Annotated in this window: 25 protein-coding genes, 1 pseudogene and 1 riboswitch; of the genes and pseudogenes, 18 read left to right on the top strand and 8 right to left on the bottom strand. The window is 68.1% G+C overall.

Features of this window, described 5'->3' with window-relative positions; translation table 11 throughout:
* Positions 1–130 precede the first annotated feature (130 nt).
* A riboswitch (SAM riboswitch) is annotated at positions 131–241 on the bottom strand.
* A gap of 307 nt (positions 242–548) precedes the next feature.
* Positions 549–1,766: an NADP-dependent isocitrate dehydrogenase gene (locus tag ABH933_RS17235; RefSeq protein ID WP_215916479.1), complete on the top strand. Its 1,218-nt coding sequence runs from the start codon at positions 549–551 to the stop codon at positions 1,764–1,766.
* Positions 1,767–1,876: 110 nt separating this feature from the next.
* Here ABH933_RS17235 and ABH933_RS17230 read toward each other — a convergent pair whose 3' ends face one another.
* Positions 1,877–2,302 carry a hypothetical protein gene (locus tag ABH933_RS17230; RefSeq protein ID WP_429420772.1) on the bottom strand — a complete coding sequence of 142 codons (426 nt, stop codon included), beginning with the start codon at positions 2,300–2,302 and terminating at the stop codon, positions 1,877–1,879.
* Between the two features lie 366 nt (positions 2,303–2,668).
* On the opposite strand from ABH933_RS17230, the gene ABH933_RS17225 reads away from it, so the two are divergent.
* The 7 genes from ABH933_RS17225 (at position 2,669) to ABH933_RS17195 (ending at position 9,641) form a co-directional block, all read left to right on the top strand.
* Entirely contained in the window at positions 2,669–3,865 is a 1,197-nt protein-coding gene (locus ABH933_RS17225; protein ID WP_429420886.1) for an MFS transporter, read from the top strand.
* 108 nt (positions 3,866–3,973) lie between these two features.
* Positions 3,974–4,618, top strand: coding sequence for a TetR/AcrR family transcriptional regulator (locus ABH933_RS17220; RefSeq protein WP_429420775.1), 645 nt, complete (start codon positions 3,974–3,976; stop codon positions 4,616–4,618).
* Between the two features lie 166 nt (positions 4,619–4,784).
* Positions 4,785–5,990, top strand: a complete 1,206-nt coding sequence (locus ABH933_RS17215) for a lipid-transfer protein (RefSeq protein ID WP_429420777.1) — start codon at positions 4,785–4,787, stop codon at positions 5,988–5,990.
* Between the two features lie 72 nt (positions 5,991–6,062).
* Positions 6,063–6,500, top strand: a complete 438-nt coding sequence (locus ABH933_RS17210; protein WP_429420779.1) for a type II toxin-antitoxin system Rv0910 family toxin — start codon at positions 6,063–6,065, stop codon at positions 6,498–6,500.
* A 61-nt stretch (positions 6,501–6,561) separates the two neighbouring features.
* Complete coding sequence (locus ABH933_RS17205) at positions 6,562–7,434, top strand: MaoC/PaaZ C-terminal domain-containing protein (RefSeq protein ID WP_429420782.1); 873 nt, start codon at positions 6,562–6,564, stop codon at positions 7,432–7,434.
* Positions 7,435–7,493: 59 nt separating this feature from the next.
* Complete coding sequence (locus ABH933_RS17200; protein WP_215916485.1) at positions 7,494–8,363, top strand: SDR family oxidoreductase; 870 nt, start codon at positions 7,494–7,496, stop codon at positions 8,361–8,363.
* 24 nt (positions 8,364–8,387) lie between these two features.
* Entirely contained in the window at positions 8,388–9,641 is a 1,254-nt protein-coding gene (locus tag ABH933_RS17195) for an acyl-CoA dehydrogenase family protein (RefSeq protein WP_429420784.1), read from the top strand.
* 28 nt (positions 9,642–9,669) lie between these two features.
* Here the strand turns inward: ABH933_RS17195 and ABH933_RS17190 are convergent, their stop codons facing one another.
* Complete coding sequence (locus tag ABH933_RS17190; RefSeq protein ID WP_429420786.1) at positions 9,670–10,518, bottom strand: alpha/beta fold hydrolase; 849 nt, start codon at positions 10,516–10,518, stop codon at positions 9,670–9,672.
* A 63-nt stretch (positions 10,519–10,581) separates the two neighbouring features.
* Between ABH933_RS17190 and ABH933_RS17185 the strand changes: the two genes are divergently transcribed.
* From ABH933_RS17185 to ABH933_RS17175, 3 genes are read left to right on the top strand one after another with little or no spacing between them, the layout of a single operon-like run.
* A complete protein-coding gene (locus tag ABH933_RS17185; RefSeq protein ID WP_215916488.1) occupies positions 10,582–11,370 on the top strand; it encodes an exodeoxyribonuclease III in 789 nt (262 codons plus the stop codon).
* Positions 11,367–11,813 carry a ribonuclease domain-containing protein gene (locus ABH933_RS17180; RefSeq protein ID WP_429420789.1) on the top strand — a complete coding sequence of 149 codons (447 nt, stop codon included), beginning with the start codon at positions 11,367–11,369 and terminating at the stop codon, positions 11,811–11,813. The genes ABH933_RS17185 and ABH933_RS17180 overlap by 4 nt, the downstream gene beginning before the upstream one ends.
* Positions 11,814–11,855: 42 nt before the next feature.
* Positions 11,856–12,335 carry a barstar family protein gene (locus ABH933_RS17175; protein ID WP_429420790.1) on the top strand — a complete coding sequence of 160 codons (480 nt, stop codon included), beginning with the start codon at positions 11,856–11,858 and terminating at the stop codon, positions 12,333–12,335.
* Positions 12,336–12,486: 151 nt separating this feature from the next.
* Here ABH933_RS17175 and ABH933_RS17170 read toward each other — a convergent pair whose 3' ends face one another.
* Positions 12,487–13,122, bottom strand: a complete 636-nt coding sequence (locus ABH933_RS17170) for a TetR/AcrR family transcriptional regulator (protein WP_429420793.1) — start codon at positions 13,120–13,122, stop codon at positions 12,487–12,489.
* Between the two features lie 120 nt (positions 13,123–13,242).
* Here ABH933_RS17170 and ABH933_RS17165 point away from each other — a divergent pair, with 120 nt between their 5' ends.
* From ABH933_RS17165 to yhjD, 3 genes are all read left to right on the top strand, one after another.
* Positions 13,243–14,211, top strand: coding sequence for an oxygenase MpaB family protein (locus ABH933_RS17165; RefSeq protein ID WP_429420795.1), 969 nt, complete (start codon positions 13,243–13,245; stop codon positions 14,209–14,211).
* 355 nt (positions 14,212–14,566) lie between these two features.
* A complete protein-coding gene (trpS, locus tag ABH933_RS17160; RefSeq protein ID WP_429420797.1) occupies positions 14,567–15,592 on the top strand; it encodes a tryptophan--tRNA ligase in 1,026 nt (341 codons plus the stop codon).
* Between the two features lie 317 nt (positions 15,593–15,909).
* Positions 15,910–16,926, top strand: a complete 1,017-nt coding sequence (gene yhjD / locus ABH933_RS17155; protein WP_429420800.1) for an inner membrane protein YhjD — start codon at positions 15,910–15,912, stop codon at positions 16,924–16,926.
* Between the two features lie 287 nt (positions 16,927–17,213).
* Here the strand turns inward: yhjD and ABH933_RS17150 are convergent, their stop codons facing one another.
* Positions 17,214–17,789 carry a TetR/AcrR family transcriptional regulator gene (locus ABH933_RS17150; protein ID WP_429420801.1) on the bottom strand — a complete coding sequence of 192 codons (576 nt, stop codon included), beginning with the start codon at positions 17,787–17,789 and terminating at the stop codon, positions 17,214–17,216.
* 90 nt (positions 17,790–17,879) lie between these two features.
* On the opposite strand from ABH933_RS17150, the gene ABH933_RS17145 reads away from it, so the two are divergent.
* Complete coding sequence (locus ABH933_RS17145; protein WP_429420802.1) at positions 17,880–18,800, top strand: oxidoreductase; 921 nt, start codon at positions 17,880–17,882, stop codon at positions 18,798–18,800.
* Positions 18,797–19,165, top strand: a complete 369-nt coding sequence (locus tag ABH933_RS17140) for a hypothetical protein (RefSeq protein WP_429420804.1) — start codon at positions 18,797–18,799, stop codon at positions 19,163–19,165. The genes ABH933_RS17145 and ABH933_RS17140 overlap by 4 nt, the downstream gene beginning before the upstream one ends.
* Before the next feature lie 127 nt (positions 19,166–19,292).
* Here the strand turns inward: ABH933_RS17140 and ABH933_RS17135 are convergent.
* The 3 genes and pseudogenes from ABH933_RS17135 to ABH933_RS17125 all read right to left on the bottom strand — a co-directional run.
* Positions 19,293–19,982, bottom strand: a pseudogene (locus tag ABH933_RS17135) (transposase); the annotation flags it as partial.
* 56 nt (positions 19,983–20,038) lie between these two features.
* Positions 20,039–20,437, bottom strand: a complete 399-nt coding sequence (locus ABH933_RS17130) for a YbaB/EbfC family nucleoid-associated protein (protein WP_429420806.1) — start codon at positions 20,435–20,437, stop codon at positions 20,039–20,041.
* A 121-nt stretch (positions 20,438–20,558) separates the two neighbouring features.
* Entirely contained in the window at positions 20,559–21,905 is a 1,347-nt protein-coding gene (locus ABH933_RS17125; protein WP_429420808.1) for a serine hydrolase, read from the bottom strand.
* 135 nt (positions 21,906–22,040) lie between these two features.
* On the opposite strand from ABH933_RS17125, the gene ABH933_RS17120 reads away from it, so the two are divergent.
* Together ABH933_RS17120 and ABH933_RS17115 are read left to right on the top strand one after the other, a co-directional pair.
* Complete coding sequence (locus tag ABH933_RS17120) at positions 22,041–23,768, top strand: MFS transporter (protein ID WP_429420811.1); 1,728 nt, start codon at positions 22,041–22,043, stop codon at positions 23,766–23,768.
* A 4-nt stretch (positions 23,769–23,772) separates the two neighbouring features.
* Positions 23,773–24,399, top strand: a complete 627-nt coding sequence (locus ABH933_RS17115; RefSeq protein WP_429420888.1) for a TetR family transcriptional regulator — start codon at positions 23,773–23,775, stop codon at positions 24,397–24,399.
* Here ABH933_RS17115 and ABH933_RS17110 read toward each other — a convergent pair whose 3' ends face one another.
* On the bottom strand, positions 24,400–25,281 hold the full coding sequence (locus ABH933_RS17110) for a phenylalanine 4-monooxygenase (protein WP_429420813.1): 882 nt from the start codon (positions 25,279–25,281) through the stop codon (positions 24,400–24,402).
* Positions 25,282–25,514: the final 233 nt, after the last annotated feature.

The raw sequence follows: 25,514 nt of genomic DNA, 5'->3' as shown, positions 1-25,514 counted from the left end.
GCCGGACCACGAAATCGGTCACGGACGCGAAAGAATTACTCATGTCGTGGCTCTTTCCAGAGGTCTGCCGGTGAGCGTTATCGGAGTCCGGATAGCGGACGGCTACAACACATTTCGGAAACCCTCCTGATGGTCGCGCTTGCTCTCGGCCTTCGAGAGCCCGGTCATCACCCGGAGCACCCCACCGCGACAGGAGGGTTGCCGGCCAGCGAGCCGGGGCTTGGCGCTGGCGCTCATGACCTTCCCGCCATGGTAGCGGGCCGCGGCGCGAGGGAGAAAGCAGGTGTGCAATGGCGGCGCCGCGGACCCGGCGCGAACGCCGGGCGAGCAATTGCCTGCATACCGGGGGTGTGACGGAGGTATCACTCACCGGGAGGTCGGCGCGCGTGAGACTCAGCGCACCAGTATGCTTGTACTGTTTGGCACCTCGGAGTCCCGTGGCCAACACGGGACGTATACGTTGTCTGTTGAACAGCCGGGTCCGCTCACAAGCGTGTTCACCTGGCCGAGTTAATGGGAGCATCATTCCTAGGAGGACACGAAGATCCATGTCCAAGATCAAGGTTGAAGGCACTGTCGTCGAACTCGACGGCGACGAGATGACCCGGATCATCTGGCAGTTCATCAAAGACAAGTTGATTCACCCGTACCTGGATGTGAATCTCGATTACTACGACCTCGGTATCGAATACCGCGACAAGACCGACGACCAGGTGACCATCGACGCCGCCAACGCCATCAAGGAACACGGCGTGGGCGTCAAGTGCGCGACCATCACCCCGGACGAGGCGCGCGTCGAGGAGTTCGGCCTCAAGAAGATGTACCGGTCGCCCAACGGCACCATCCGCAACATCCTCGGCGGCACGATCTTCCGCGCGCCGATCATCATCTCGAACGTTCCGCGCCTGGTTCCCGGCTGGACCAAGCCGATCATCATCGGCCGTCACGCCTTCGGTGACCAGTACCGCGCCACCGACTTCAAGGTGTACCAGGCCGGCACCGTCACGCTGACCTTTACCCCGGAGGACGGCAGCGAGCCGATCCAGCACGAGGTCGTGAAGATGCCCGAGGACGGCGGCGTCATCATGGGCATGTACAACTTCAAGAAGTCCATCCAGGACTTCGCGCGGGCCTCGCTGAACTACGGCCTGCAGCAGAACTACCCGGTGTATCTGTCGACGAAGAACACCATCCTGAAGGCCTACGACGGCATGTTCAAGGACACCTTCCAGGAGGTGTTCGAGACGGAGTTCAAGCCGCAGTTCGACGCCGCGGGCCTGACCTACGAGCACCGGCTCATCGACGATATGGTCGCCTCCTCGCTCAAGTGGGAGGGCGGTTACGTCTGGGCGTGCAAGAACTACGACGGTGACGTGCAGTCCGACACGGTCGCGCAGGGCTTCGGCTCGCTGGGCCTGATGACCTCGGTGCTGCTGACCCCGGACGGCCGGACCTGTGAGGCCGAGGCGGCGCACGGCACCGTGACTCGGCACTACCGGATGCACCAGCAGGGCAAGCCCACCTCCACCAACCCGATCGCCTCGATCTTCGCGTGGACCCGTGGCTTGGCGCATCGCGGCAAGCTGGACAACACCCCCGAGGTGATCGGCTTCGCCCAGACCCTCGAGGACGTGGTCATCAAGACCGTCGAGGAGGGGCAGATGACCAAGGATCTGGCACTGCTGGTCGGCGGCGATCAGGGCTACCTGACCACCGAGGAATTCCTCGGCGTGCTGGATGCCAACCTGGCGCGCGAGCTGCGCTGAGATCGTGCCGTCGTCGCGGCGTGCGGCCGCGATGACCTGATGAAAGCCCGGGCACCCGCCCCCACCGTTCTCCCGGTGGCCGCGGGTGCCCGAACTGTTTCGGCTGACGGTCAGCGTGACTGCAAGAGCTGGACGATCTCGCCGAGCTGATTGTCGAGCCGGTTGAATCGTTCGAAGGTTTCGTTGAAGCGTTCGGTGGTCTGGTGTTCGAGTTGGTCGAATCGCTGGGTGGTTTCGTTGAAGCGTTCGGTGGTCTGGTGTTCGAGTTGGTCGAATCGCTGGGTGGTTTCGTTGAAGCGCTCGGCGGTCTGGTGCTCGAGTCTCTCGAACCGCTTGTTGTGCTGACGCAGCGTCGCCAGGACGACTCCGAACTGATGACCGCTGGTCCGCTGGAAGCGGCGTAGTCGCAGGTCGACCCCGCGGACAGCGGCCTGCGTGGTGTGGGCCGTGCGGTTGGTGTCGTCGAGCAGCTCGTAGATGTCGTCGACGTCATGTCGCAACCGATCGATGCTTGGGTCTCGCTGCGGCTTGGTCATGCCGACCACGCTAAAGGCCGTGACATCGCCCGGAAAGGCACATTTTTCGATCTGGGGATAACTTTCGACCGACGCGATGGTTGTGAATAGCGACCGGTTGACTCTGTGCTCGGCTGGAATCGCCGGGCCGGTGATTCCAGTTACACCGCGACCGACATGCGCCGTCGTTGCGCACTCGAAAGCCGGTGACCCCCAAGGGATTCCGATAGATCCTCGAACCGGGCGCCGTGGTGGTGAGTGAGATCACCGGCGTCTCGGGTATCGGGGCTGGTCGTGGTCGTGTTGCGCTTGGTCGTGCCCAATTCTTCCGTCGCGCCCGCCGTTCCTGCGCAGTCCGTGCCCGTCCGATCGGATGCGCGCGTCACGGTGCATTCGGGTGATTCCACCCCACCACGCACCGGCTGGCACATTCCCGCCATGCTGGCGTTGGCGCTGGGCGGATTCGGCATCGGCACTACGGAATTCGTCACCATGGGTTTGCTGCCGAATATCTCGCGGGCCTTCGGGGTGTCCGAGCCGACCGCCGGGTATGGGGTGTCGGCCTATGCGCTCGGCGTGGTTGTCGGCGCGCCGGTGATCGCCGCGCTGTGTGCCCGGGTGCCGCGCAAGCGGCTGCTCATCGCCCTGATGGCCGCGTTCACGCTGGGTAATCTCGCGACGGTCTTCGCGCCGTCCTTCGCCACGATGGTGCTCGCTCGATTCGTCTCCGGCTTGCCGCACGGCGCGTACTTCGGCGTCGCCTCCCTGGCCGCGGCGAGTCTGGCCCCTGCCGGGCAGCGGGCAAAGGCGATTGCCGCGGTTATGCTGGGACTGAGCGCCGCCAATGTTGTCGGCGTTCCCGCTGCCACCTGGCTGGGCCAGAATCTCGGGTGGCGGGACGCCTACCTGGTGGTCACCGTGATCGGGCTGCTGACCGTCGTGGCCATCGCGCGATTCGTGCCCCAGCTGTCTGGCATCCGGGTCACCGATCCGCGCACCGAGCTGGGCGCGCTGCGTCGCTCGCAGGTGCTGCTCACGCTGCTGGTGGGTGCGGTCGGCTTCGGCGGCATGTTCGCGGTCTACACCTACATCACCACCACGCTCACCACGGTCGCCGGGATGTCCCTGGGTGCGGTTCCGATGGTGCTGGCGCTGTTCGGGTTCGGCATGATCGCCGGAAATATCGCCGGGGGTGTGCTGGCCGATCGCGGGGTGGACATGTCGGTATTCGCGGCGCTCCTGGCGATGGTGGTCATCCTGGCGGGATTCGTTGCCGCGGCGCACAATCCGTACACCGCGGGCGTGGGCGCCTTTCTGGTCGGAGCATCGGGCGCGGCGCTGTCGCCGGGGCTGCAGACCCGATTGATGGACGTCGCGCACGACGCCCAGACCCTGGCCGCCGCCCTCAACCACGCCGCGCTGAACATCGCCAACGCGGCCGGGGCATGGCTGGGCGGATGCGTGATCGCGGCGGGCCTGGGCTACACAGCTCCGGCCGCCCTGGGCTCGGGACTGGCGGTAGCGGGTGTGCTGCTGTTCACGGTCACCGTGTGGTCGAGCCGTCGGGCAGCCCCGGCGCACTGAGGTTTTCGTCGCCGTGGCACGCGCGACCGGCCGGTCATCCGCGGCCGGTCGGTGACACTCCGCCCGACAGTTCCATTCAGATCTGCATGTAAGTGTACAATTCGTGAGATGACCAGGCCTGCACCCTCGAAGCCGCGGCGCCGAACCCAGGAGCAGCGCAGCAGCGAGATGCGGGTGCGGCTGCTCGATGCCACGATCGATTGCCTGGTCGAGTTCGGTTACGCGGGCACGACCACGCCGCGGGTCGCCGAGCGTGCCGGGGTCACCCGCGGCGCCCAGGTGCATCACTTCAAATCCAAGACCGATCTGGTCGTGGCCGCGATCAGCCATCTCGCCCAGCGGCGCACCGAGGCGGCCATGCAGGAGCTCGGACGCGCGCGGGCCGGCGGCGATCCGGTCGGCGCCATGCTCGACTCGCTGTGGACGCTGCATCAGGGGCCGCTGTTCGTCGCGGCCATCGAGCTGTGGGTGGCCGGCCGGACCGACCCGGTGCTGGCCGCCGAGATGGAGAAGGTCGAGCCCTTCGTCAACAACGCGGTGCTGCTGTCGGTCGCGCGGGCCGTGCCCGATGAGGTGCAGCGCAAGGAAGTTCGGGACTTCGTCTACACCGCGATGGATGTCCTGCGCGGCATTCTGGTGACCGGTTTCATCTCTCCCGATCCCGAGCGTGCGCACCGCCGCTGGCGCCGGGCGTCGGTTCACCTGCGCGCCGCGGCCGCCGCCGTGCCGGGGTTGCGTCCAGTCGCCGGCTGACCCGGCCGCGAGCTCGTTCTCTTACGCCGTACGGCGGTCCCGATTTCTCGAGCGACAGCCCCTTGTGGCCTTACATACATGTCTGTATGTTTGTTTCTATTCGGCCCCATCGGGGCCGCCATTACCGCCGCCGGAGGCGACCGGTGGTGCCGATGTGAGGAGTTCGATGGCGAACAAGGTCTACGTCGTCGGCGTCGGTATGACGAAATTCGAGAAGCCGGGTCGACGCAAGAACGAGGACGGCAGCGCCTGGGACTACCCCGACATGGCGCGCGAATCGGGCACGAAAGCGCTTGCGGATGCTGGGATTTCGTACGACGAGGTGCAGCAGGCGTACGTCGGCTACGTCTACGGGGAGTCCACCTCGGGGCAGCGCGCGGTCTACGAACTGGGTATGACCGGCATTCCCGTAGTCAACGTCAACAACAACTGCTCCACCGGATCGACCGCGCTCTACCTTGCCGCACAGGCGATTCGGGGCGGCCTGGCCGACTGCACCCTGGCCCTGGGGTTCGAGAAGATGCAGCCCGGCTCGCTCGGATCCACCTGGGACGACCGCGAACAGCCGATGGCCAAGCACATCATGGCGCTGGCCGAGATCTCCGAGGTGCTCTTCCCCGTGGCGCCCTGGATGTTCGGCGCCGCGGGCCGCGAGCACATGAAGCAATACGGCACCACCGCAGAGCATTTCGCGAAGATCGGCTACAAGAACCACAGGCATTCGGTCAACAACCCGTATTCGCAGTTCCAGGACGAGTACACCCTCGAGGACATCCTGGCCTCACGAATGATCTACGACCCGCTGACCAAGCTGCAGTGCTCACCGACCTCCGACGGCTCGGGCGCGGTGATCCTGGCCTCCGAGGCGTTCGTGGACCGGCACGATCTGACCGGGCAGGCGGTGGAGATCGTGGGGCAGGCGATGACCACCGATTTCCGGTCCACCTTCGACGGCACCGCCAAGAACCTGATCGGTTACGACATGAATGTCCAGGCCGCACGCCAGGTTTACGCGCAGTCCGGCCTGGGGCCGGAGGACTTCCAGGTGATCGAGCTGCACGACTGCTTCTCCGCGAACGAACTGCTCACCTACGAGGCGCTGGGACTGTGCGGCGCGGGCGAGGCCGGACGGCTCGTGGACGACGGGCTGACGACCTACGGCGGCACCTGGGTCGTCAATCCATCCGGCGGCCTGATCTCCAAGGGGCATCCTCTGGGCGCAACGGGTTTGGCGCAATGCTCGGAGCTGACCTGGCAGCTGCGCGGGCAGGCCGAGCGCCGTCAGGTGCCGAATGTGACCGCCGCACTGCAGCACAACATCGGCCTGGGCGGGGCGACGGTCGTCACGGCATATCAGCGCGCGGACCGCTGATCGGCCGCAGGCACGCCGGACAACGGTGCGAATGACGTTGTCCGGCCACCGAACTCACGTCAGGAGCAATACATGGGGCACATCGAGTACACCCGGAAGATGACCGCGACCCCCGAGGCGCTGTGGGCCGTGGTCGGCAACCCGAACACCTGGGGCGACTGGTTCTCCATTCACCAGCGGTGGATGGAGGAACCGCCCGCGACGCTCACGGTCGGCGGCACGCTCGTGGCGAAGGTCGTGATGCTGGGTATGGCGAACAAGTTCGAATGGAACGTGCTCGCGGTCCAGGAGCCGAGCACGCTGACCCTCGGCGCGACCGGAATGGCCGGTGTGAAGGTCGAATTCACCTTCGATATCTCCGGTGACGGCGAGGGCAGCGAACTGTCGCTGCGGGGCGATTTCGAGGGCGCCCTGATCAAGGGCGCGCTGGGCAAGGCCGTGGAGAAGGACGGTATGAAGCAGCTCGAGACCTCCCTCGAGGCTCTCGACAACCTGGCCTCGGCGTCGTGAGCGGGCCATCGACACGGCGCGCATCGGGCACGACGGAGCCGATCGCCGGCGAGGTCGAGTCGTGACCGGGGCCGACGCCCGGGTAGTCGAATTCGACGACGCGGGACTGGGGAGCTGGTCCGAGGAGGAGCAATTCCAGGTCACCCAGGACCGGATCGTGGAGTACGCGGCCGCGACCAATGATCCGATCGCCGCGCATCGCGCGGGCGAGGTTGCCCCGCCGGTCTTCGCCATCGTTCCGGTCTTCGACGCGATGCTGGTCCCGGTCCTGGATGTGGCGCCTACGGACATCTTCGGCCGGGTGGTGCACGGGGAGCAGGACTTTCACTTCCACCGCCCGATCCGGCCGGGGGAGACCCTCACCGCACGGGCCCGCGCGATCGGTTACGCCGGCCGCGCCAACGGCAGCACCATCACCATCCACATCGAAACCCGTTCCGCCGATGGGGAGTTGGTCAACGAGCAGTACCTCACCGCCTTCTTCCGCAATATCGACGCAGGCCGAACGGTCGGCGCGGCGGCGCCCGGCCACAAACTCGACCAGGCCCTGCGGAGCGGCGATCCGATCGCGGAGGTGCCCCAGCACGTCGACGACGACCAGACCTTCCGTTACGCACCGGCCTCCGGCGATCCCGTACCGCTGCACCTGGACGAGGAGGTCGCCAAGGAGGCTGGGCTGCCCGGCATCATCGCGCACGGGCTGTGCACCATGGCATTCGCGTCCTGGGCGGTGCTGACCGAGGTCGGTGGATCGGACGTGCACCGGCTGCGGCGCTTCGCGGTCCGATTCGCGAAATTGGTCTTCCCCGGCGATGATCTGCAGACCCGAATCTGGAAGGTGAACTCCGGCAACGGAATCACCACCTACGCATTCGAAACCGTGCGCGGTGCGGACGTCGTGCTCAGCGACGGCCTGGCCGAGATCGCGGACTGATTCCCGCGCCCGGCGCGGCACGAACCCGCCGGGTGCACAACCTTTCGACAGGAGAGACGATGGGCGCATTGGAAGGCCGGGTCGCCGTGATCACCGGCGCCGGCCGCGGGATCGGGCGCGAGCATGCCCTGCTGTTCGCCCGCGAGGGCGCGAGCGTTGTGGTCAACGATCTCGGCGGCAGCAATGCCGGTGAGGGCGCCGATTCCGGTCCGGCCCACGAGGTGGTCGCGGAAATCGTCGCCGCGGGCGGGCGCGCGGTGGCCGACACCGGCAACGTCGCCGAGTGGGACGGCGCGAAGAGCCTGGTGGACCGGGCCGTTTCGGAGTTCGGCAGCCTCGATGTCGTGGTCAACAACGCGGGCATCCTGCGCGACGGATTCCTCGCGGGCCTGGACGAGTCGCAATGGGACGCGGTGATCGCCGTGCATCTCAAGGGACATTTCAACGTCCTGCGCCACGCGGCCTCGTACTGGAAGGAACAGTCCAAGGCCGGCAACAGGCCCAACGCGGCGGTCATCAACACCGCTTCGGCCTCGGGCGTCACGATTCCCAATGCCGGACAGGCGAATTACGGCGCCGCGAAGGCCGGCATCGCCGCGCTGACCCTGGTCGCCGCGGAGGAACTGGAACGATATGGCGTGCGGGTCAACGCGATCGCCCCGATGGCCCGCACCCGGCTGACCCTGGCCACCCCCGGAATGGGTGCGATCTTCGCCGCCGAGGTCCCCGAGGGCGAATTCGATGCGTTCAGCCCGGCCAACATCTCCCCGCTGGTGGCGTACCTGGCCGGCGCCGAATGCCCGATCACCGGCAAGGTGTTCGCGGTGCAGGGCGGGGCGATCTCCGAGCTGGCGGGCTGGCACGACGTGAAGACCATCGAGACCGAGGGGCCCTGGCTGATCGACGATATCGCCGCCCGGCTGCCGTGAACCGAAAGGTATGGGATAACAACGATGTTCGAATGGTCCGAGACCGATGAGCTGATCCGCGACGCGGTGCGCGGCTTCATCGCCAAGGAGATCCGCCCGCATCTGAACGAATTGGACAGCGGCGAGATGTCGCCGTACCCGATCATCCGGAAGCTGTTCAGTCAGTTCGGCATCGATGCGCTCGGTGCGGAATCGGCCGAGAAGATGCTGGCGCGAGAGCGTGCCCGGGCAGCCGGTGCGGCCGATACGGGCACGGAGAAGTCCTCCGACGGAGGCGCTTTCGGCGGTGGTCAGCAGTCGCTGATGGCGGTGCTGATCGGCGAGTTGTCCGGGGTCTGTATGGGGTTGGTCTCCGCCATGGGCGTGAGCATCGGCCTCGGCGCGACCACCATCGCCTCCCGCGGCACGCTCGCGCAGAAGGAACGCTGGCTCGCGGACATCCTGACGATGAAAAAGGTTGCGGCGTGGGCGATCACCGAGCCGGATTCCGGCTCGGACGCCTTCGGTGGCATGAAGACCCACGTGCGCCGCGACGGTGAGGACTACATCCTCAACGGGCAGAAGACCTTCATCACCAACGGCCCGTACGCCGACGTCGTGATCGTCTACGCCAAGCTCGACGAGGGCGACGGCGCCGACAAGCGCGAGCGCAAGGTCCTGACCTTCGTGCTCGACAAGGGCATGGAGGGCTTCACCCAGGGCAAGCCGTTCCGGAAGATGGGCCTGCACGCCTCGCCCACCGGCGAGCTGTTCTTCGACAACGTCCGCCTCGGCCGCGACCGGCTGCTGGGGGAGACCGAGGAGCACAGGGGTGGCGACGGCCGCGAGAGCGCCCGCTCCAGCTTCACCGCCGAACGGGTGGGCGTGGCGTTCATGTCGCTGGGCATCATCAACGAATGTCACCGGCTGTGCGTGGATTACGCCAAGAACCGGACGCTGTGGGGCCAGGAGATCGGCCGCTTCCAGCTGATCCAGCTCAAGCTGGCGAAGATGGAGATCGCGCGAATGAACGTGCAGAACATGGTGTTCAACGCGTTGGAGCGCACGCGCGCCGGAAAGCCGCTCACCCTCGCCGAGGCATCGGCGATGAAGCTGTACTCCTCCGAGGCCGCGACCGACGTAGCGATGGAGGCGGTCCAATTGTTCGGCGGCAACGGATACATGACCGAATACCGCGTGGAACAGCTTGCGCGCGACGCGAAATCGCTGATGATCTACGCGGGCAGCAACGAGATCCAGGTGACCCACGTCGCCAAGGGGCTGCTCGGCGCCGACTAGGTGGTGCGGGGCCGCCCGCGCGGCCCTGTCACACGGCGTGCAGGTGGGTACGGCTGGCGTAGACGTGCTCGGCGATCAGGGTGGCGATGCGGTCGGGCGCCTCGAGCATCGGGACGTGCCCGACGCCGTGCACCAGGATTCGGTCGGCGGATTCGGGTAGCTCGCGCAGGAAACGCTGGGCATAGGGATTGTTCGGGATGACCCGGTCGTGTTCACACATCAGCAGGCGCACGGGCGTGCGCAGCGTGGAGATGCCCTCGAGTGATGGCATGCGCAGTCCGCTGGCCAGCAGCGGCAGCATCGCCGGGCAGTTCAGCGCCGAGGTGATCGCCGCCTCCAGGCCGCGCCGCGGCACCGCCGAGGTGTTCTTGCTCAACACCAGCGCCGCGAACTGCCGGGCGGGAGCGCTCAATCCGAGCTCCGGACCGATCTTGCTGCCGACCTTGACCACCGGCACCAGCGACAGGAATTTCAGCCCGACCAGCAGCTGGGCCAGAGACGGATTCGACCAGCCGCCGGCCGGTGCGATGGCGGTCAGGGTGCGCGCGCGGCCACGGCGGGCCAGCTCGAAACCCACCCAGCCCCCGAGGGAATTGCCCGCGATATGGCAGGTGCGCCAGCCCAGTTCGTCGAGCTGATTCTCGATCTGGTCGGCCAGCGCGGCGACATCGAGGTACCAACCGTCGAGGTCGGGGCCGCCCCAGTGCCCGCGGAAGGCGGGGGCGTACACCTCGCACGTGCTCGACATCCGCTCGGCCACCTGTTCCCAGCAGTGCGGGGAGAGCATGAATCCGTGCAGCAGCATGAGGGGATCGCCGGAGCCCGTGTGCAGGGCCTTCGTCGGTGTAAGCGGAGCGGTGCCTGACTTCAACGTCATCACCCCTTTCAGGACGGCGGTGTCCGCAGGGAGTGTGTGTTACCAGCATTGTACGGTTTTCCGGTGGCCTTCATCATCAGCTCGATCAATGTGAACGGGATTCGTGCCGCGACCGGCAAGACGGGCAAGGGCATGCTCGAGTGGCTGGCCGGCACGGAGGCCGACGTCATCTGCCTGCAGGAGACGCGCGCCACCGACGAGCAGACCCGCACCGCATTGGCACCCGCGCTGGCGTCGGGATGGCACCTGTCGCCCGCCGAGCCGGGCGCCAAGGGCCGCGCCGGGGTCGCGATCCTGTCCCGCCGCGCGCCGCGTGCAGTGCGCATCGGTTTCGGCAGCGCCGAATTCGACGGCATGGGCCGGTACATCGAGGCCGAGTTCGACGACCTCACCGTCGCCAGCGTGTATGTCCACACCGGCGAGGCCGACACCCCGATGCAGGACGAGAAGTACCGGTTCCTGTCCGAGCTCGGCGCCCACATGAAGGCGCAGACCCGCGACTTCGTGATCACCGGCGACTGGAACGTCGCGCACACCGAGCTGGACATCAAGAACTGGAAGGGCAATGTGAAGAATGCCGGATTCCTGCCCGGCGAGCGCGCCTGGATCGACGAGCTGATCGCCGCCGGGTACGTCGACGTCGTGCGCATGCTGCATCCCGGCGTGCCGGGCCCGTACAGCTGGTGGTCCTATCGCGGTCGCGCCTTCGACAACGACGCGGGCTGGCGCATCGACTATCAACTCGCGCGTGGCGAAATCGCCGGGCGCGCGAAGCAGGCCGTCGTCGAGCGCGCGGACGATTACCACCTGCGCTGGTCGGACCACGCCCCGGTGACGGTGCAGTACCGATGAACAAGCGAATGCAGGGCGGGCTCGGGCTCGTCGTCGTGGTGATCGTCGTCGTGGTCGGGCTGCTGGTCTCGCGCGGCCACTCGACCCATTCGGCCGCTCCGTCCTCCAAGGCGGTGGCCGCGGCCAGGGTCTCGGCCGCACCGGTCACCGGCCATGCGGCGGGCGTGCCGGATCGTGCCTATCAGACCCTGGCCCTGATCGACGCGGGCAAGTGGCCGGCGGCGGCCAACTCGCCCGGCACCCACGGCGGTGACCAGTGGATGAATCGCGGCGGCTCGCTGCCGAAGACCGATTCCTCCGGCAAGGCGATCAGCTACCGGGAGTGGGACGTCAATCCGAAGAAGCAGGGGCAGACCCGCGATGCCCAGCGCATCATCACCGGCAGCGACGGCTCGGCCTACTACACCGGCGATCACTACCAGACCTTCACCAGGATGCGCTGACGGTGCCGGGGCGGGACGTACCGGCCGAGAGGGGAAGTTCCGATGGGTAGCACGATGACGCTGTCGCAGTTCCTGGCCGGTACCGACCCGAGCGATGCGGAGAGTTCGACGCCCGCGGTGCTGGGGTCGCTGGCGATGGCAGCCGCCGAGTTCAGCGGCGTGCGTTTCCAGATCCCCGACGGCTATCTGGCCCGGGAGCTGCGGGGCGCCAAGATGCGAACGGTCGCGGGCGTTTTCGACGAGTTCGCCGCGGCCTTCCAGTTCCCGTACTACTTCGGGCAGAACAAGGACGCTTTCGACGAATGCCTGCGGGACCTGGACGAATTCGTCGGCGCCGCGCCGGGATACGTTGCGATCGTTCGTGATTCGGCGCAGCTGCTGGCGGACGAGCCCGCCGCGCGGGAGTGGTTCACCGCCGCGATGACCGACTGCGCGGTGCGCTGGTCCCGGCGCGGCGTGCGGTTCCGCGTCGTGCTGCAGCATGCGCCCAGGGATCTGTCCGCTGCGGTGCTCACGCTGTGATATCGAGACCCATCCATCGGCACGACTCGGACCGGGAGGCGATCGCGGCGGCTCTGGCGCACCATGTCGGGCTGTCGGTGTGCGACGTGCGTGCCGACGGCTGAGCTGTCCAGCCGCACAGGACGAACCGTCTGTTCGCGGCTCGGGCGATTCAGCGCAGGCGTTCCGCCAGATCCTCGCCCAGCAGCACGAAGACGTCGGTGGTGTGGTCAATCAGCTCGTCGCGGGTCATCGGCAGGTCGCCCTGCAGCCAGCTGGCGAGCGTCTGGACCAGCCCGCCCACCAGATAGGTGGCGCGGAAGCTGATCGCCGGATCGGGATCGGGCCGGGCCAGCGCGTAGAAGTCGATGCCCTCGGTGGCGACCAGGCCCGCGAAGCCGCGGATCGTGTGCATGGTCCGGGTGCGCAGTTCCGGGGTCGCGGCGCTGATGATCAGGGCGACCTGCGCCTTGCGCGGGTCGTCGGTGAGCACGTGGATGCCGGCGCCGATCGCCGCGTGCGCCCGGCCGCGGGTGTCGGCGGGCGCGTGCTGGGACGCGCGCAGCACGGCCGTCGCGAGTTCCTCTGCGATGCCGTCGAACAGGGCGATCAGCACCGCGTCGCGGCCGTCGAAGTTCTCGTAGTAGTAGCGCTCGTTCAACCCCGCCCGGGCGCACAACCCGGCGACGGTCAGCTTGTCCGGGCCCTCGGCGCCGATGATGCCCAGTGCCGCCTCGAGCAGCGCGGCCCGGCGCTGGGCGCGGCGTTCCTGCGCGGAGACTCCGCCGTAGGTCCGTTGGGCTGCCACAGGTCGATTCTGTCACGAGGGGGTCGCGGTTCAGGGCGAGCTCACCCACCCGTCGCCTCGCTGTCCTCCGCCCTCGCGGAATTCTGGGGGATGACATTGCCAGTTTCTCAATTCTGGCGGATGCTGTTGCCAGATGCACTCGACGAGGAGGCAACCGTGTCCGAACCCGGCTATTTCACCGATGATTCGATGATCCGGCGCGTCATGCGCAAGCGTGTGGTCGGACTCACCTATGGCCAGCGGGCGCTGGTCATCGGCGCGGTCCATCCGCTGCTGTACGTCGGCACGGCCGAGCACACCGAGCACCGCACCACGCCGTACACCCGCCTCGCGCTGACCGGCCGGTTGTTCGAGGCCGTGGCGCTGGGCAGCCGCGAGGAGGCCGATCGCGCGCTGGCGTTCACCCACAAGAAGCACGCCACCGTGCGGGGCGCGCTGCCCGAGGACGCGGGGGCGCATCATCCCGCGGGCACCCGGTATGCCGCGCACGATCCGCAGCTGATGTTCATGACCATGGCCTTCACCTTCGATTCGGCCGAGGTCATGCACGACCTGCTGGTCCGCCGGCTGAGCGCGACCGAACGCGAGGACCTGTACCAGGACTACGTGCGCTGGGGCGAGCTGTTCGGCATGCCGCGCGAGGCCGCGCCCGCGAGCTATCCACGGTTCCGTCGCTACTTCGACGACTACCTGGCCTCCGAGGAGCTGTTCCTGACCGACGAGGCGCGTCTGGTCGGCACGTACCTGTCCGGGCAGCGGGTGCCCTATCCGCTGCCGCTGCCGCTGAATCAGGTCGTCAACAGCGTGTATCTGCTGATTCAGGGCAGCCTGCCGCCGCGCATCCGCGAGATGTACGCGATGCCCTGGGGGCGCAGGGAGGAGATCGCCTTCCGCACCCTGGCCCAGGCGGTCCGCGCCGCGCACCGCACCCCGCCGCTGGCGCCCCGGGTCCTGCACGGCACCCTGGCGGGCCCGAGCGCCCCGGTCTACCGCCTGCTCACTCGCCGCGAGCACCGGCTGGTCGACTCCGGACACGCCAGCATGCCGGGCATCGACCCCCGCAACTACGCCGAGCGGCACGCGGTCTAGAACGTCCGCTCCGCCGTCGGAAGGGCGATTCGTGTCGCAATCGGCGCCGTGAACGCCGGGCGCCGTGGCCGCTGCTCGCTGCCGCGCGCGTCGTACGAATGCCGGGTCGGAGCAGGTGTACGGGGCGTCCCGGTGCACGGGCCCGGCCTCGATCGCCGGACGATCGAAACCGGCGGGCTCGATCCGGCAGTCGAGGATCTGCTCGTGGTAGTCCCATGGCCGGTGCGTTCCCGCACCCTAGGGCTACGCGCTGTGGTTCGTGTCCGGCCTGCTGAAAAGGGGTGCGAATAATTGGCCGGGGTGCGGCTGCGGTGGGCGCGATACGACCGGGACCGGGGCATGCGAAGATCTGGGTATGTCCAGTCCTGCCCCGGCCGACGACCGCAAGCAGCGGATCCTGTCCGGCATCCAGCCGACCAGCGATTCCTTCCACCTCGGCAACTACCTTGGGGCGCTGCAGTACTGGGTGAAGCTGCAGGACGACTACGACGCCCTCTACTTCATCCCCGACATGCACGCCATCACCGTCCCGCAGGATCCCAAGGAGCTGCGCACCCGCACCAAGCGGGCCGCCGCGCAGCTGCTCGCGCTGGGCATCGACCCGAAGCGCGCGACGCTGTTCGTGCAGAGCCAGGTGCCCGAGCACGCCGAGCTGACCTGGGTGCTGAGCTGCATCACCGGCTTCGGCGAGGCCAGCCGGATGACGCAGTTCAAGGACAAGTCGGTCAAGCAGGGCGCCGAGAACGCCACCGTGGGCCTGTTCACCTATCCGGTGCTGATGGCCGCGGACATCCTGCTCTACCGCGCGCATCTGGTGCCGGTCGGCGAGGATCAGCGCCAGCATCTGGAGCTGACCCGAAATCTGGCGCAGCGGTTCAACACTCGCTACAAGAAGACGTTCGTGGTCCCCGATGCGCACATCGTCTCCGGCACCGCCAAGATCTACGACCTGCAGGACCCCACCGCGAAGATGAGCAAGTCCGCGGCCACCGACGCGGGCCTGCTCAACCTGCTCGACGATCCGAAGATCTCGGCGAAGAAGATCCGCTCCGCGGTCACCGACACCGAGCGCGAGATCCGGTACGACCCGGAGACCAAGGCGGGCGTCAGCAATCTGCTGGTGATCCTGTCCTCGCTCACCGACACCCCCATCGTGACCCTCGAAAAGGACTACGCCGGTAAGGGATACGGCGACCTCAAGGGCGATGTGGCCGACGCGCTGGTGGAGTTCGTCACCCCGCTGCAGGCCAGGGTGCAGGAGTACATGGACGATCAGGGCGAGCTCGACCGCATCCTGAATGCCGGGGCCGAGCGGGCCCGGGAAATCGCGGGGAACACCCTGGCCCAGGTTTACGACAGGGTCGGCTTCCTGCACCGCTGACCGGGCGACCGAATCGGACGTTCGGAACAGTCTCGGAGCGCTGCGTTTTCGGTCCGCGCTCCGGCGGAACCGGCCTGCACGTGCGGTTTTCGCGCCTGTCGTGCCACTCGTGACAGGCGCGAACCGGTTCGTCCGGTCGTCCTGTGGTGCCCGAACCGGCCGCCGACAGCGTCAACAGCGAACGACATAACCGACGTGCTGGGGGAATCGGCCTCCGGGCGGCCGGTGAAGGTGCGAGAGTATCGGCGGATGTCCGCCTCGTGTCCGGAGGCTGCGGGATCGCATCCGATCGGTGCGAAATCAGTGCGGGAGGACGGGTGTTCGACGGGATCAAGGCAAGGATCGGTCGCGAGGTCCAGGCGCGGCCGTGGCTGGACCATCTGGTGCGCGCCGGCGGCAGCTATCAGCGACAGCGCGGGAACTACTACGCGGCCGGGATCACCTACTTCACCGTGCTGGCGCTGTTTCCGCTGCTGATGGTCGGATTCGCGGTCGCCGGATTCGTCCTCTCGCGCAATCCGCATCTGCTGACCGAGCTGCAGTCCAAGATCGTGGAGAACATCCCCGGCTCGCTGGGCGGGCAGGTGAACGATCTGATCAACGAGGCGGTCCGGTCGCGGACCAGCGTCGGCGTGATCGGTTTGATCGGCGCCTTCTACGCCGGGCTCGGCTGGATCTCCAATCTCCGCGCCGCGCTCACCGAGCAGTGGGAAGGGCAAGCGCCGCAGGGTAATTGGTTCCGCGACAAGATCTCCGACATCTTCTCGCTGATCGGCCTGGGGGTGGCGATCGCGATCTCGGTGGCGCTGTCGGCGCTGTCGTCCAGCAGCCTGGGGCACGAGCTGCTGCGGCTGGTCGGCCTCGAGCGGGCGCCCGGGGTGGACGTGCTGCTCACCCTGGTGTCGCTGGCGCTGGCGATTGCGGCGTCGTGGGCGGTGTTCGTCTGGATCATCGCGAGGCTGCCGCGGCAGCCGGTGACGCTGCCGAGCGCGGGCAAGGCGGCGCTGATGGCCGCGATCGCCTTCGAGATCTGGAAGCAGGTCGCCTCGCTCTTTCTGAAGAAAGTGCTGACCAGCCCGGCTGGGGTCACCTTCGGCCCGATCCTGGGCCTGATGGTCTTCGCCTACATCACTGCCCGGATCATCCTGTTCGCCACCGCGTGGGCGGCCACGTCCCGCGAGAACATGATCGAGGCGACCGTGTGCCCGCCCGGCTCGGCGGTCATCGAACCCCGGGTCGTCGCGGGGATGTCGGCGCGGACCGGGGTTGTCCTGTTCGGCGCGGGCGCTGTCACGGGTGCTCTGCTCACCCGGGCGCGGGACCGCCGCCGCTGAGCGGACACGTCTCGCGGAACATGATCGGCGCGACCGTGTCCCGCCCGGCTCGGTGGTGATCGGGCGCTGGGGCGTCGCGGGGATATCGGCGGACTGGGGTGCGGGCCTGTCGCGGGCGCGCTGCTCGCCCGGGCGCGGGACCACCGAGGCTGGGCGGCGAGTATGCGGGGGGTGTCCCTATCTCCGATGTCAAGTCGATCTGGCGGGGCGTGTCTTTCGCGGGAGATGGGCGGTCAGTGGGTTCTGGCTGCCCGGTAAGTAGCCGGGTTGCGATCGTTCTTGGTTGGTCATGATGGTGGTTGGGGCGTGGCGTGGGATCGCAGTCCTGTGCGGACCACGTCGATGACTCGGTCCGGGTCAGGGCCGTCGTAGGACAGACAGCCGGCCATCAGGGCCTTGATGTCGGCGAAGGTGATTGCGGATCGGACTGCTCCGGATTGCTGGGCATCGGACAGTAGGCGACGGAGACGGTCCGAGACGTTGCAGTCAGCGGTCGCGGCGGCGGCTTCGATGTCGAATCCCGAGCCTGCTAGGGCTTCTGCCAGGCCGCGGTGGGCGGCACCCTCGTGGATCAAGCGCGTGAAGAGAGTGAAAAAGGCTGTACCAGGGTCGTTGTCGATGGCCAGGGTCTCGGCGTAGGCGGTGAGATCCCGCATCCGGTCGAGCAGGACCGCAGCATAAAGGGATTCCTTGGTGGGGAAGTGGCGGCTGACCGTGCCGGTGCCCACGCCGGCGCGGCGAGCGATTTCATGCACCGGTACCGAGAGGCCTTCGGTGGCAAAGATTTCCGCTGCGGTACGCAGCACGCGCTCGCGATTGCGCTGTGCGTCGGCCCGGCGCGGTCGATCCGCGGGTTCGGTCACGGTGCCCTCTCGATCCATTGACAAGCGGGATGGGCATCCCGGATAGTTTAACCGGGATGACTATCCCGATTATGCCTTAAGGAGGGTGCGATGACTCGGTGGACCACAGCGAATGTCGGGGACCAGCGCGGCCGGACGGTGGTGATCACGGGCGCGAACACGGGGATCGGATTCGAGACTGCGAGGGTCCTGGCCGAGCACGGGGCCACCGTGGTGCTCGCGTGCCGCGACGAACACAAGGCCGAGCGGGCGGCAGCCGCGATCGGGGGATCGGTGGTCGCCTGCCGACTCGATCTCGCTTCTCTGGACTCGATCCGCACCGCAGCGCAACGGATCCGGGACCAGTTCCCGCGGGTGGACCTGCTCATCGACAACGCTGGAGTGATGATGACGCCAGCCGCGGTCACCGCCGACGGCTTCGAATTGCAGTTCGGCACAAACCATCTCGGCCACTTCGCGTTCACCGGCCCCCTGCTGGAACGGATGGTGGACCTGCCCGGTTCGCGTGTGGTCGTGGTCAGCAGCTCGGCCCACCGGCAGGGCGTGATCGACATGGCGGACCTGCATTTCCGGCAACGCAAATATCGGCCGATCCCGGCCTACGCGCAATCCAAGCTCGCCAACCTGCTGTACACCCTGGAACTGAACGAACGGCTGGCCACAGCCGGCGCGGAAACCATCGCGGTGGCACTGGAGCCCGGTGTCACACCGACCGACTTGGTCCGCCACGTCCGCGGCGCGACCCGGCTGGCGACGCTGGTGATCACCAAGCTGCTCGGCCAACCGGACGCGGGCGCGGGCGCCCGGGTAGTGCTGCGCGCCGCAACCGATCCGCAGGCCCGCGGCGGCGACTACTACGCGCCCGACGGCCGACCACCACTGCATGCGCGCGGGTACCCGATCCGCATCGCGCCCCCGGCCACCGACGGCGAGATCCGCCGTGCCCTGTGGGCCGAATCCGAGCGGCTCACCGGCGTCGACTACGCCGCCCTGCGTCGGCCGGTCCGATGAAAGCCCGCCTGCTGCTGCGAGGTTCGGCGGTCTACCTGGGCACCGTCGGCGCCCTGGCTCTGCTGGCTCCACGCTCGGCGGTCTCCGGTCTGAAGCCTGATCCCGCCGCCTTCGACCTCTTCACCACCCGCACCGTTGGTGCCACCCTCATCACCCTGGCGATCGCGAACTGGTCAGCCACCCCCGACCGCGGCATCCTGCTCGCCAACCTCGTCCTGAATGCGGTACTGGGCGGTGTCGACGCCACTGCCATCGCCGACGGCACCATCGATGGCGGCGCCTGGCAGGGCGTGGCCGTGCACGGCGGCCTGATCGCGGCCTTCGGCTGGGCGCTGCAAGCACAGCGGCCAACCCGGGACAGCTGATCTCGCACGGACCGTCGGCCGGGAACCAGGCCAGCCCTCGCAACACACTCTTGCGCCGCGTATCGGGCGTTCGGGGTGGAGGCTCGAGCCGGTGTATCGGTTGGAACGTGCCCGGGCGTCGGCCGGTTCAGGCAGGCCGAGCCGCTGGTGACCGGTACGGCTGTTTGTTCTCGAGCATGGCGTAGAGGACATCGCAGCGGCGGCGGGACAGGCAGATCAAGGCTGCATTGTGTCTCTTGCCCTCGCTGCGTTTGCGGGTGTAGTAGGCGCGGCTGGCGGGGTCGCTGAGCGAAGCAAACGCCGAAAGGAACAGCGCCCGTTCGAGTTTGCGGTTCCCGGAGCGGGACAGGTGCTCGCCGGCGATAGAGGTGCCCGAGCGGTGGGTGACCGGCGCGATGCCGGCGTAGGCGGCCAGGTGCCCAGGTGAGGCGAACGCGGAGACGTCGCCGATCTCGAGCAGAATGCGGGCACCGGTCCTGACTCCGACGCCGGGCATCGAGGTCAGGACCTTGGCAAGAGGGTGCGCATCCAACATCCTCTCGACATCGGCGGCGATGTCCTTGCGTTGCTGGACAACCGATTTCAGTGAATCGGCCAGGCGGGGTAGCACAATGTCGGCCGCAGCGGTGCCGGGCACGGTGACCGTCTGCGCGTCCAGGGCATCGAAGATGTCGGCGGCCAGGCGGGTGCCGATGCGGGGCGCGTGGCGGACCGCGACGGTGGTGACGCGCTTGCGACCGGCCTTGGCGATACCGGCCGGGCCGCCGAAACGGGACATGATCTCCAGGACCGCCGGGTGGGCGATGCGTGGGCCCAGGTCGGTGCGTGGGGGCGCGGGGGTGCGGGTCGCGCGCGAGGGAGTGAGGTCGTCGGTCAGCGTGCCGAATTGTCCTCGGACTCGGCGAGTTCGGGGTCGGGGAAGCGGCGGGCGTACTGATCCATGACGGCGGTGCCGGTGTCGTCGTCGCCGACCGTGTCCAGGACCATCGCCTGGACCTCGCGGCGCAGGGTGGCCTGCGCGCGGCGTAGGCAGTCCATGATCTGCGTGGCCAGCTGGGCGCGGGCGCGGCCGCGGGCGCCCTCGGCCAGGTACAGATCGGTGGGTACGCCGGTGTGGTCGATGGTGACGGTGATCGCGTCATCCCGTGAGGTCTCGGTTACGCTCAAGCCCGCCATGCGCCCGTGCAGGTCCTGATACAGCTCGGCCCTGCCCTCGAGATCCTGCGCCCAGGCCGTCATCTCCTGGGCTGCCGCATCCGGATTGTCGCTCATCGCATCTCCGATTCCCCTGGTGCCCTGCGGATTTGCTGCATCGTCCGCGCCGAAGGTACCCGCGGGCGGGGGTGCGCCGCAACCGGTTGCCGGAATCGCCGACCGCCACGCGGGCAACCGATTACCGGCGCGCCCTACCGCCGATCCGCCAGGCGAGGACGACGAGGATCAGCACCACCACGATGCCGCCGACGATCGTGCCCGCGCGCAACGTGTCGTGGCTGTGGCCGGCATCCGGTGCGGCGGAAGGGCTTTGCGTCGGGGGAGTGGCCAGTGCCACGGAGGGGTTCGTGGCCTGGGCGGGCGTGCTGCCTGGTAGCGAGCCGACGGTCGCGTCCGCGGGCAACGCGAAGCCGTAGTCCAGCAGGCGAGCGGCCTGCTCGGGCGGGCGCAGCGGCCGCACGTCCGCCTTGAGCAGGGTGACGACCAGGCGGTGGCCGCCGCGCTGGGCGGCGGTGACGAAGGTCTGGCGGGCGTCGTCGGTGTAGCCGGTCTTGCCGCCAAGATCGCCCTCGTAGTCGTAGAGCAGGTGATTGTCGTTGGCGATGGCGAACCCGAGGTGGTCCTTGTCGCCCTCGATCTTCGGATTGGCGGGGAAGCCCGGGAAGTCGAACTGCTCGGTGTGCACGATGCCGGCGAACGCCGGATTCGTCATGTCGTGGCGGAAGATCGCGGCCAGATCGAAGGCCGAGATGCTCTGGCCGGGACCGTCCAGCCCGGACGGCGTCGCCGCGCGGGTATCCAGGGCCTGCAGCTGCTTGGCCGTCTCGTTCATCTGCGCGACGGTCTCGTCCACGCCGCCGAGCTCCGTGGCGATGGCGTGGGCGGCGTCATTGCCCGAGCACATCAGCAGGGCGTGCAGCAGCTGATCGTTGGTATAGCGGCCGCCCGCGCCGATGCCGACGCGGGTGCCGTCGGCATTCGCGTCGTCCTGGGTGCCGATGACCACCTGGTTCAGGTCGAGTTTGGGCAGCGCGTACGCGGCGAGCAGGGTCTTGAGTGTCGACGCGGGCCGGTAGCGGCCGTGTGGATCCTTCGCCGCCAGCACGCGGCCGGTGTCCAGGTCGGCGATGACCCAGGCGGTGGCGGAGATGTCCTTCGGGACGGGCGGCGCGCCGGTGGGCAGGACGAGTCCGCAGGAGCCGAGCTTCGCGCCGCCCACCGGGGTCGAGGGGACCGGCAGCGGTGCGGGCGGGCGCTGGCCGGGCTCGGGTACCTCGGAGTCGTCGACCGGCGGCGGCGGGGCCGTCCTGTCCGGGCAGGTGTCGGTCTTCGGCGTGGCGAACGGCGGCGCGATGGTGGCCACCGGTTCGGCCGTGGCCGCGGGGGCAAGCATGGCATCGAGGCCGGTCAGGGCGCTCGCGCCGAGCAGTCCGGCGGCCAGCGCGCCGGCGAATCCGGCGCGCCGGATTCGGGCCGCCCGGGGGGAGTCGTGGCGGCCGGTCGAGCGGTGGTTTCGAGTGCGCATCGCCGTCGAGCTTAAGCGGAACCCGCGCGGCCGTAGCTATGAGTTGGGCGGGCGTCTGACTCGCGGGTATTGACATAGACAACAAAATGAGAGTTACTATCAAAAGGTAGAAAACCTCAAATGATCGGATCTGTCATGAATGGAACGGATGCACGCGGCCGGACCCCGGCCGCCGCCGCGCCGGGAGCGCTGACTTCGCCCACCTCGGCCGCCGACGATGCCCGGGTGACCCCCGCGGCGGCGAAGACCCGCTGGCTGGCCCTGAGCGCCCTGGTGGTGGCAATGCTCACCATCGGTCTCGACACCACCGTGCTGGTGGTTGCCCTTCCCACCATCGCGGTCGATCTGCACGCGAGTACTTCTGCGCTGCAATGGTTCACGACCGCCTACACGCTCGCGCTGGCCGCGCTCATGCTGCCCGCGGGCGCCCTCGGAGATCGCTACGGCCGCAAGCGCTTCCTGGTCGGCGCGCTCGCGCTGTTCGGGGCGGCGTCGGTGTGGTGCACGCTGGCGGCCTCGTCCGGCCAGCTCATCGCCGCCCGCGCGCTGCTTGGCATCGCGGCGGCGGCCATGATGCCGCTGTCCATGGCGGTGCTCCCGGCGCTGTTCCCCGACAAGGGCGAACGGCAACGGGCACTGACGATCTGGGTCACCTCCACCGCTATCGGCATGCCGCTGGGCCCGATCGTCGGTGGCTGGCTCCTGCAGCACTTCTGGTGGGGTTCGGTGTTCCTCATCAACGTCCCGATGGCGCTGGTCGGCCTGCTGGCCGTCGCGGTCCTGGTGCCGGAGTCACGCAGCGCGAACGCCTTCCGGATCGATCTGCCGGGCGTGGTGCTGTCCGCCGCCGGAATGCTGGGTCTCACCTACGGTTTCATCCGCCTGGGCGGCCAGGGCTGGGGTGACGGCGCGGGCTGGGTGAGTGTCGCCGCGGGCGTGGTGATGCTGGCGCTGTTCATCGGCCGGCAGCGCCGCACCGCGCATCCGCTGGTGGACCTCGGACTGTTCGGTGCGCGCGGATTCCGCTGGGGCACGGTCTATTCCGTCCTGGTCAACTTCGCGATGTTCGGCATGTTCTTCACCGTGCCGCAGTACTTCCAGGCGGTGCTGGGCGTCGACTCGCTGGGCAGCGGGCTGCGGCTGCTCCCGCTGATCGGCGGGCTGCTGGTCGGCACCCGGCTGGTGGACAAGCTGCTGCCGCGCCTGGGCCTGCGCATCGTGCTGGTCGCCGGATTCCTGCTGCTGGCAGGCGGTTTGGTGATCGGCGCGCTGACCCGGGTGAGCAGCGGCTACGGCCACACCGCGCTGTGGCTCACGGTGCTGGGCATCGGCATGGGCTTCGTGATGCCCGCGGCGATGGGCATGGCGATGGGCGAACTCGATGCCGAGCGGTCCGGCTCCGGCTCGGCGCTCATGCAGGCGTTGCGGCAGGCCGGTGGCACCATCGGCGTCGCGGTGCTGGGCACGGTCCTGGCGACGCAGTATCGTGCGGGCCTGGGCGGTTACGATCGCGCGCCGATCTCCGACGGGGTCAACGGCGGCGTCGCGGTCGCGCACAAGCTCGGTGATCACGCGATGCTCGCGCAGGTGCAGTCCGCGTTCGTCGGCGGTATGGGCGCGATGCTCTGGGTGTGTGCCGGGATCTGCGTGATCGCCGCGCTGGTTGCCGCGATTCTCACTCGCGGTCACGGGTCGGGTGCGCAGGATGCCGCTGAGGATGGCGGGGATCCGGCCGAGCCGAACTCCGCGGCCGCGGTGGACGCGGGCATGACGGTCGGTGGCGGGGGCGCGACCGCCGTCGACACCGCGCCTGATGCTGCGGACCCGGTCGCGAGTGCGGGAGAATCGGACCATGCCGGCTGATTCCATCCCCGCCACGGAGCCTCCTCCAGTCCGGGCCCATCCGGGGGCTGCCTCGCCCCGGATGGGCCTGCGGGAGCGCAAGAAGGAGCGCACCCGCCGTACCATCCGCACCGAGGCCATGCGGTTGTTCCGGGAGCAGGGCTACGCGGAGACCACGGTCGAGCAGATCGCCGACGCGGCGGAGGTCTCGCCCAGCACGTTCTTCCGCTACTTCCCGTCCAAGGAGCAGGTCGCCATGGCCGACGACCTGGACCCGCTGATGATCGAGGCCATTCGCGCGCAGCCCGCGGACCTGTCGCCGCTGCGCGCGTTCGTGCGGGCCACCATGGAGGTCTTCGACTCGCTCAGCCCGGAGGAGATGGAGTTCGAGCAGCACCGGATGCGCCTGATCGCGTCGGTGCCCGAACTCAGCAGCGTGATCGCTCAGGAGACCGACCGCAACATCCGGCTGCTGGCCATGCTGGCCGCCGAACGGGCGGGCCGCGACGAGGACGAACTCGAGGTCCGCGCCTTCGCCGGCGCGTTGATCGGCGCGATGATGACCGCGTTCGACCCCATGCCGGGCGGCGGCCTCGACATCGACAAGATCGGGCGAATCGCCGACTTTCTCGAGGCGGGAATGCCGCTGTAGCTAGGCCGCCCGGTGCCGGGCCACGACGTCGTCGTTCACCGTGGCGAAGAATCCGCCCACCACGTCCTCGATCTCGGAAATCGACTCGGCGCAATACAATACGGGCTGATAGTGCGTGATGTCGTAGACCGCCGTGCCCATCTCGTGGATGTTCAGTGGATGCAACTCGGCCTCGCGGAACTCCTCGATCTCGCCATAGGACGACAGCAGCCCGGCCCCGTAGCAGCGCACTTCGCCCCGCTCGCGCACCACGCCGAATTCCATCGAGAACCAGAACACATCGGCCAGGAACTTCAGTGCCGCATCGGTTTCCAGCCGGGCCACCGCCGCGCCCACCTCGGCGTAGATCGCCGCGAAGCGGGGGCTCGCCAATTGATTGGCGTGGCCGATGATTTCGTGCACCGCGTCGGGTTCCGGCGTGTAGAGCGGGGCCGAATGATGGCGAATGTACTGGGTGGAATGGAAAATACGGTCTGCGAAGGAGCCGAAGAACTCCCGCAGCGGCACCAGCCCCGCCGCGGGCACGTAGCGGAATCCGCTGAGCGGCACCAGTCGTGCGGATACCTCGTCCAGCTGGGGGATGTGGTCGACCGGCAGGGCCAGGCGCCCGGCCGCGGCCACGACCTCCGCGGAGGCATACCGTTCGTGCTTGCGGGCCAGCTCGGTGGACACGATCCGCCAGACCTGCTGCTCCTCGTCGGTGTAACCGATGCGTGGTGTCGGAGATCCCGGTCGATACGCCAGTGCCCGGGCGGCAATCGCGTTGCGGCGGGCCCGGTAGTCGGGATCGTTCACGCCGGGGTGCTCCTCGCTCAGGTGCACGGTCACATCACCTTGGGTGCTCGTGGTCACCGGCGAGTACAGCTGAGCTTCAGTGAACATGCCTTGATGCAAGCACTGCTGGGCGCATCCGACAACAAATACTCAGTTAACTTGACAAAATGCCTAGTTGATCGGGTCGGGGCTGCGGATGGCCGATCCGGAAGATCGACGGGTTCGGCCGGATTCGGCCCTGTCCCAGGCGAGTGGCGGACAGTCGCTGGATTCCTCGTCTGCGTCCAGCGTCCTGGAGCACCGCATGCAAGTTTCCGGCTACCAAGGCGCTCCGGCGTGCC

Source organism: Nocardia sp. GP40 (genome assembly GCF_050434125.1).
In the GTDB taxonomy this organism is placed as follows: domain Bacteria; phylum Actinomycetota; class Actinomycetes; order Mycobacteriales; family Mycobacteriaceae; genus Nocardia; species Nocardia albiluteola.
This window is presented reverse-complemented; position numbering and strand designations above follow the sequence as displayed.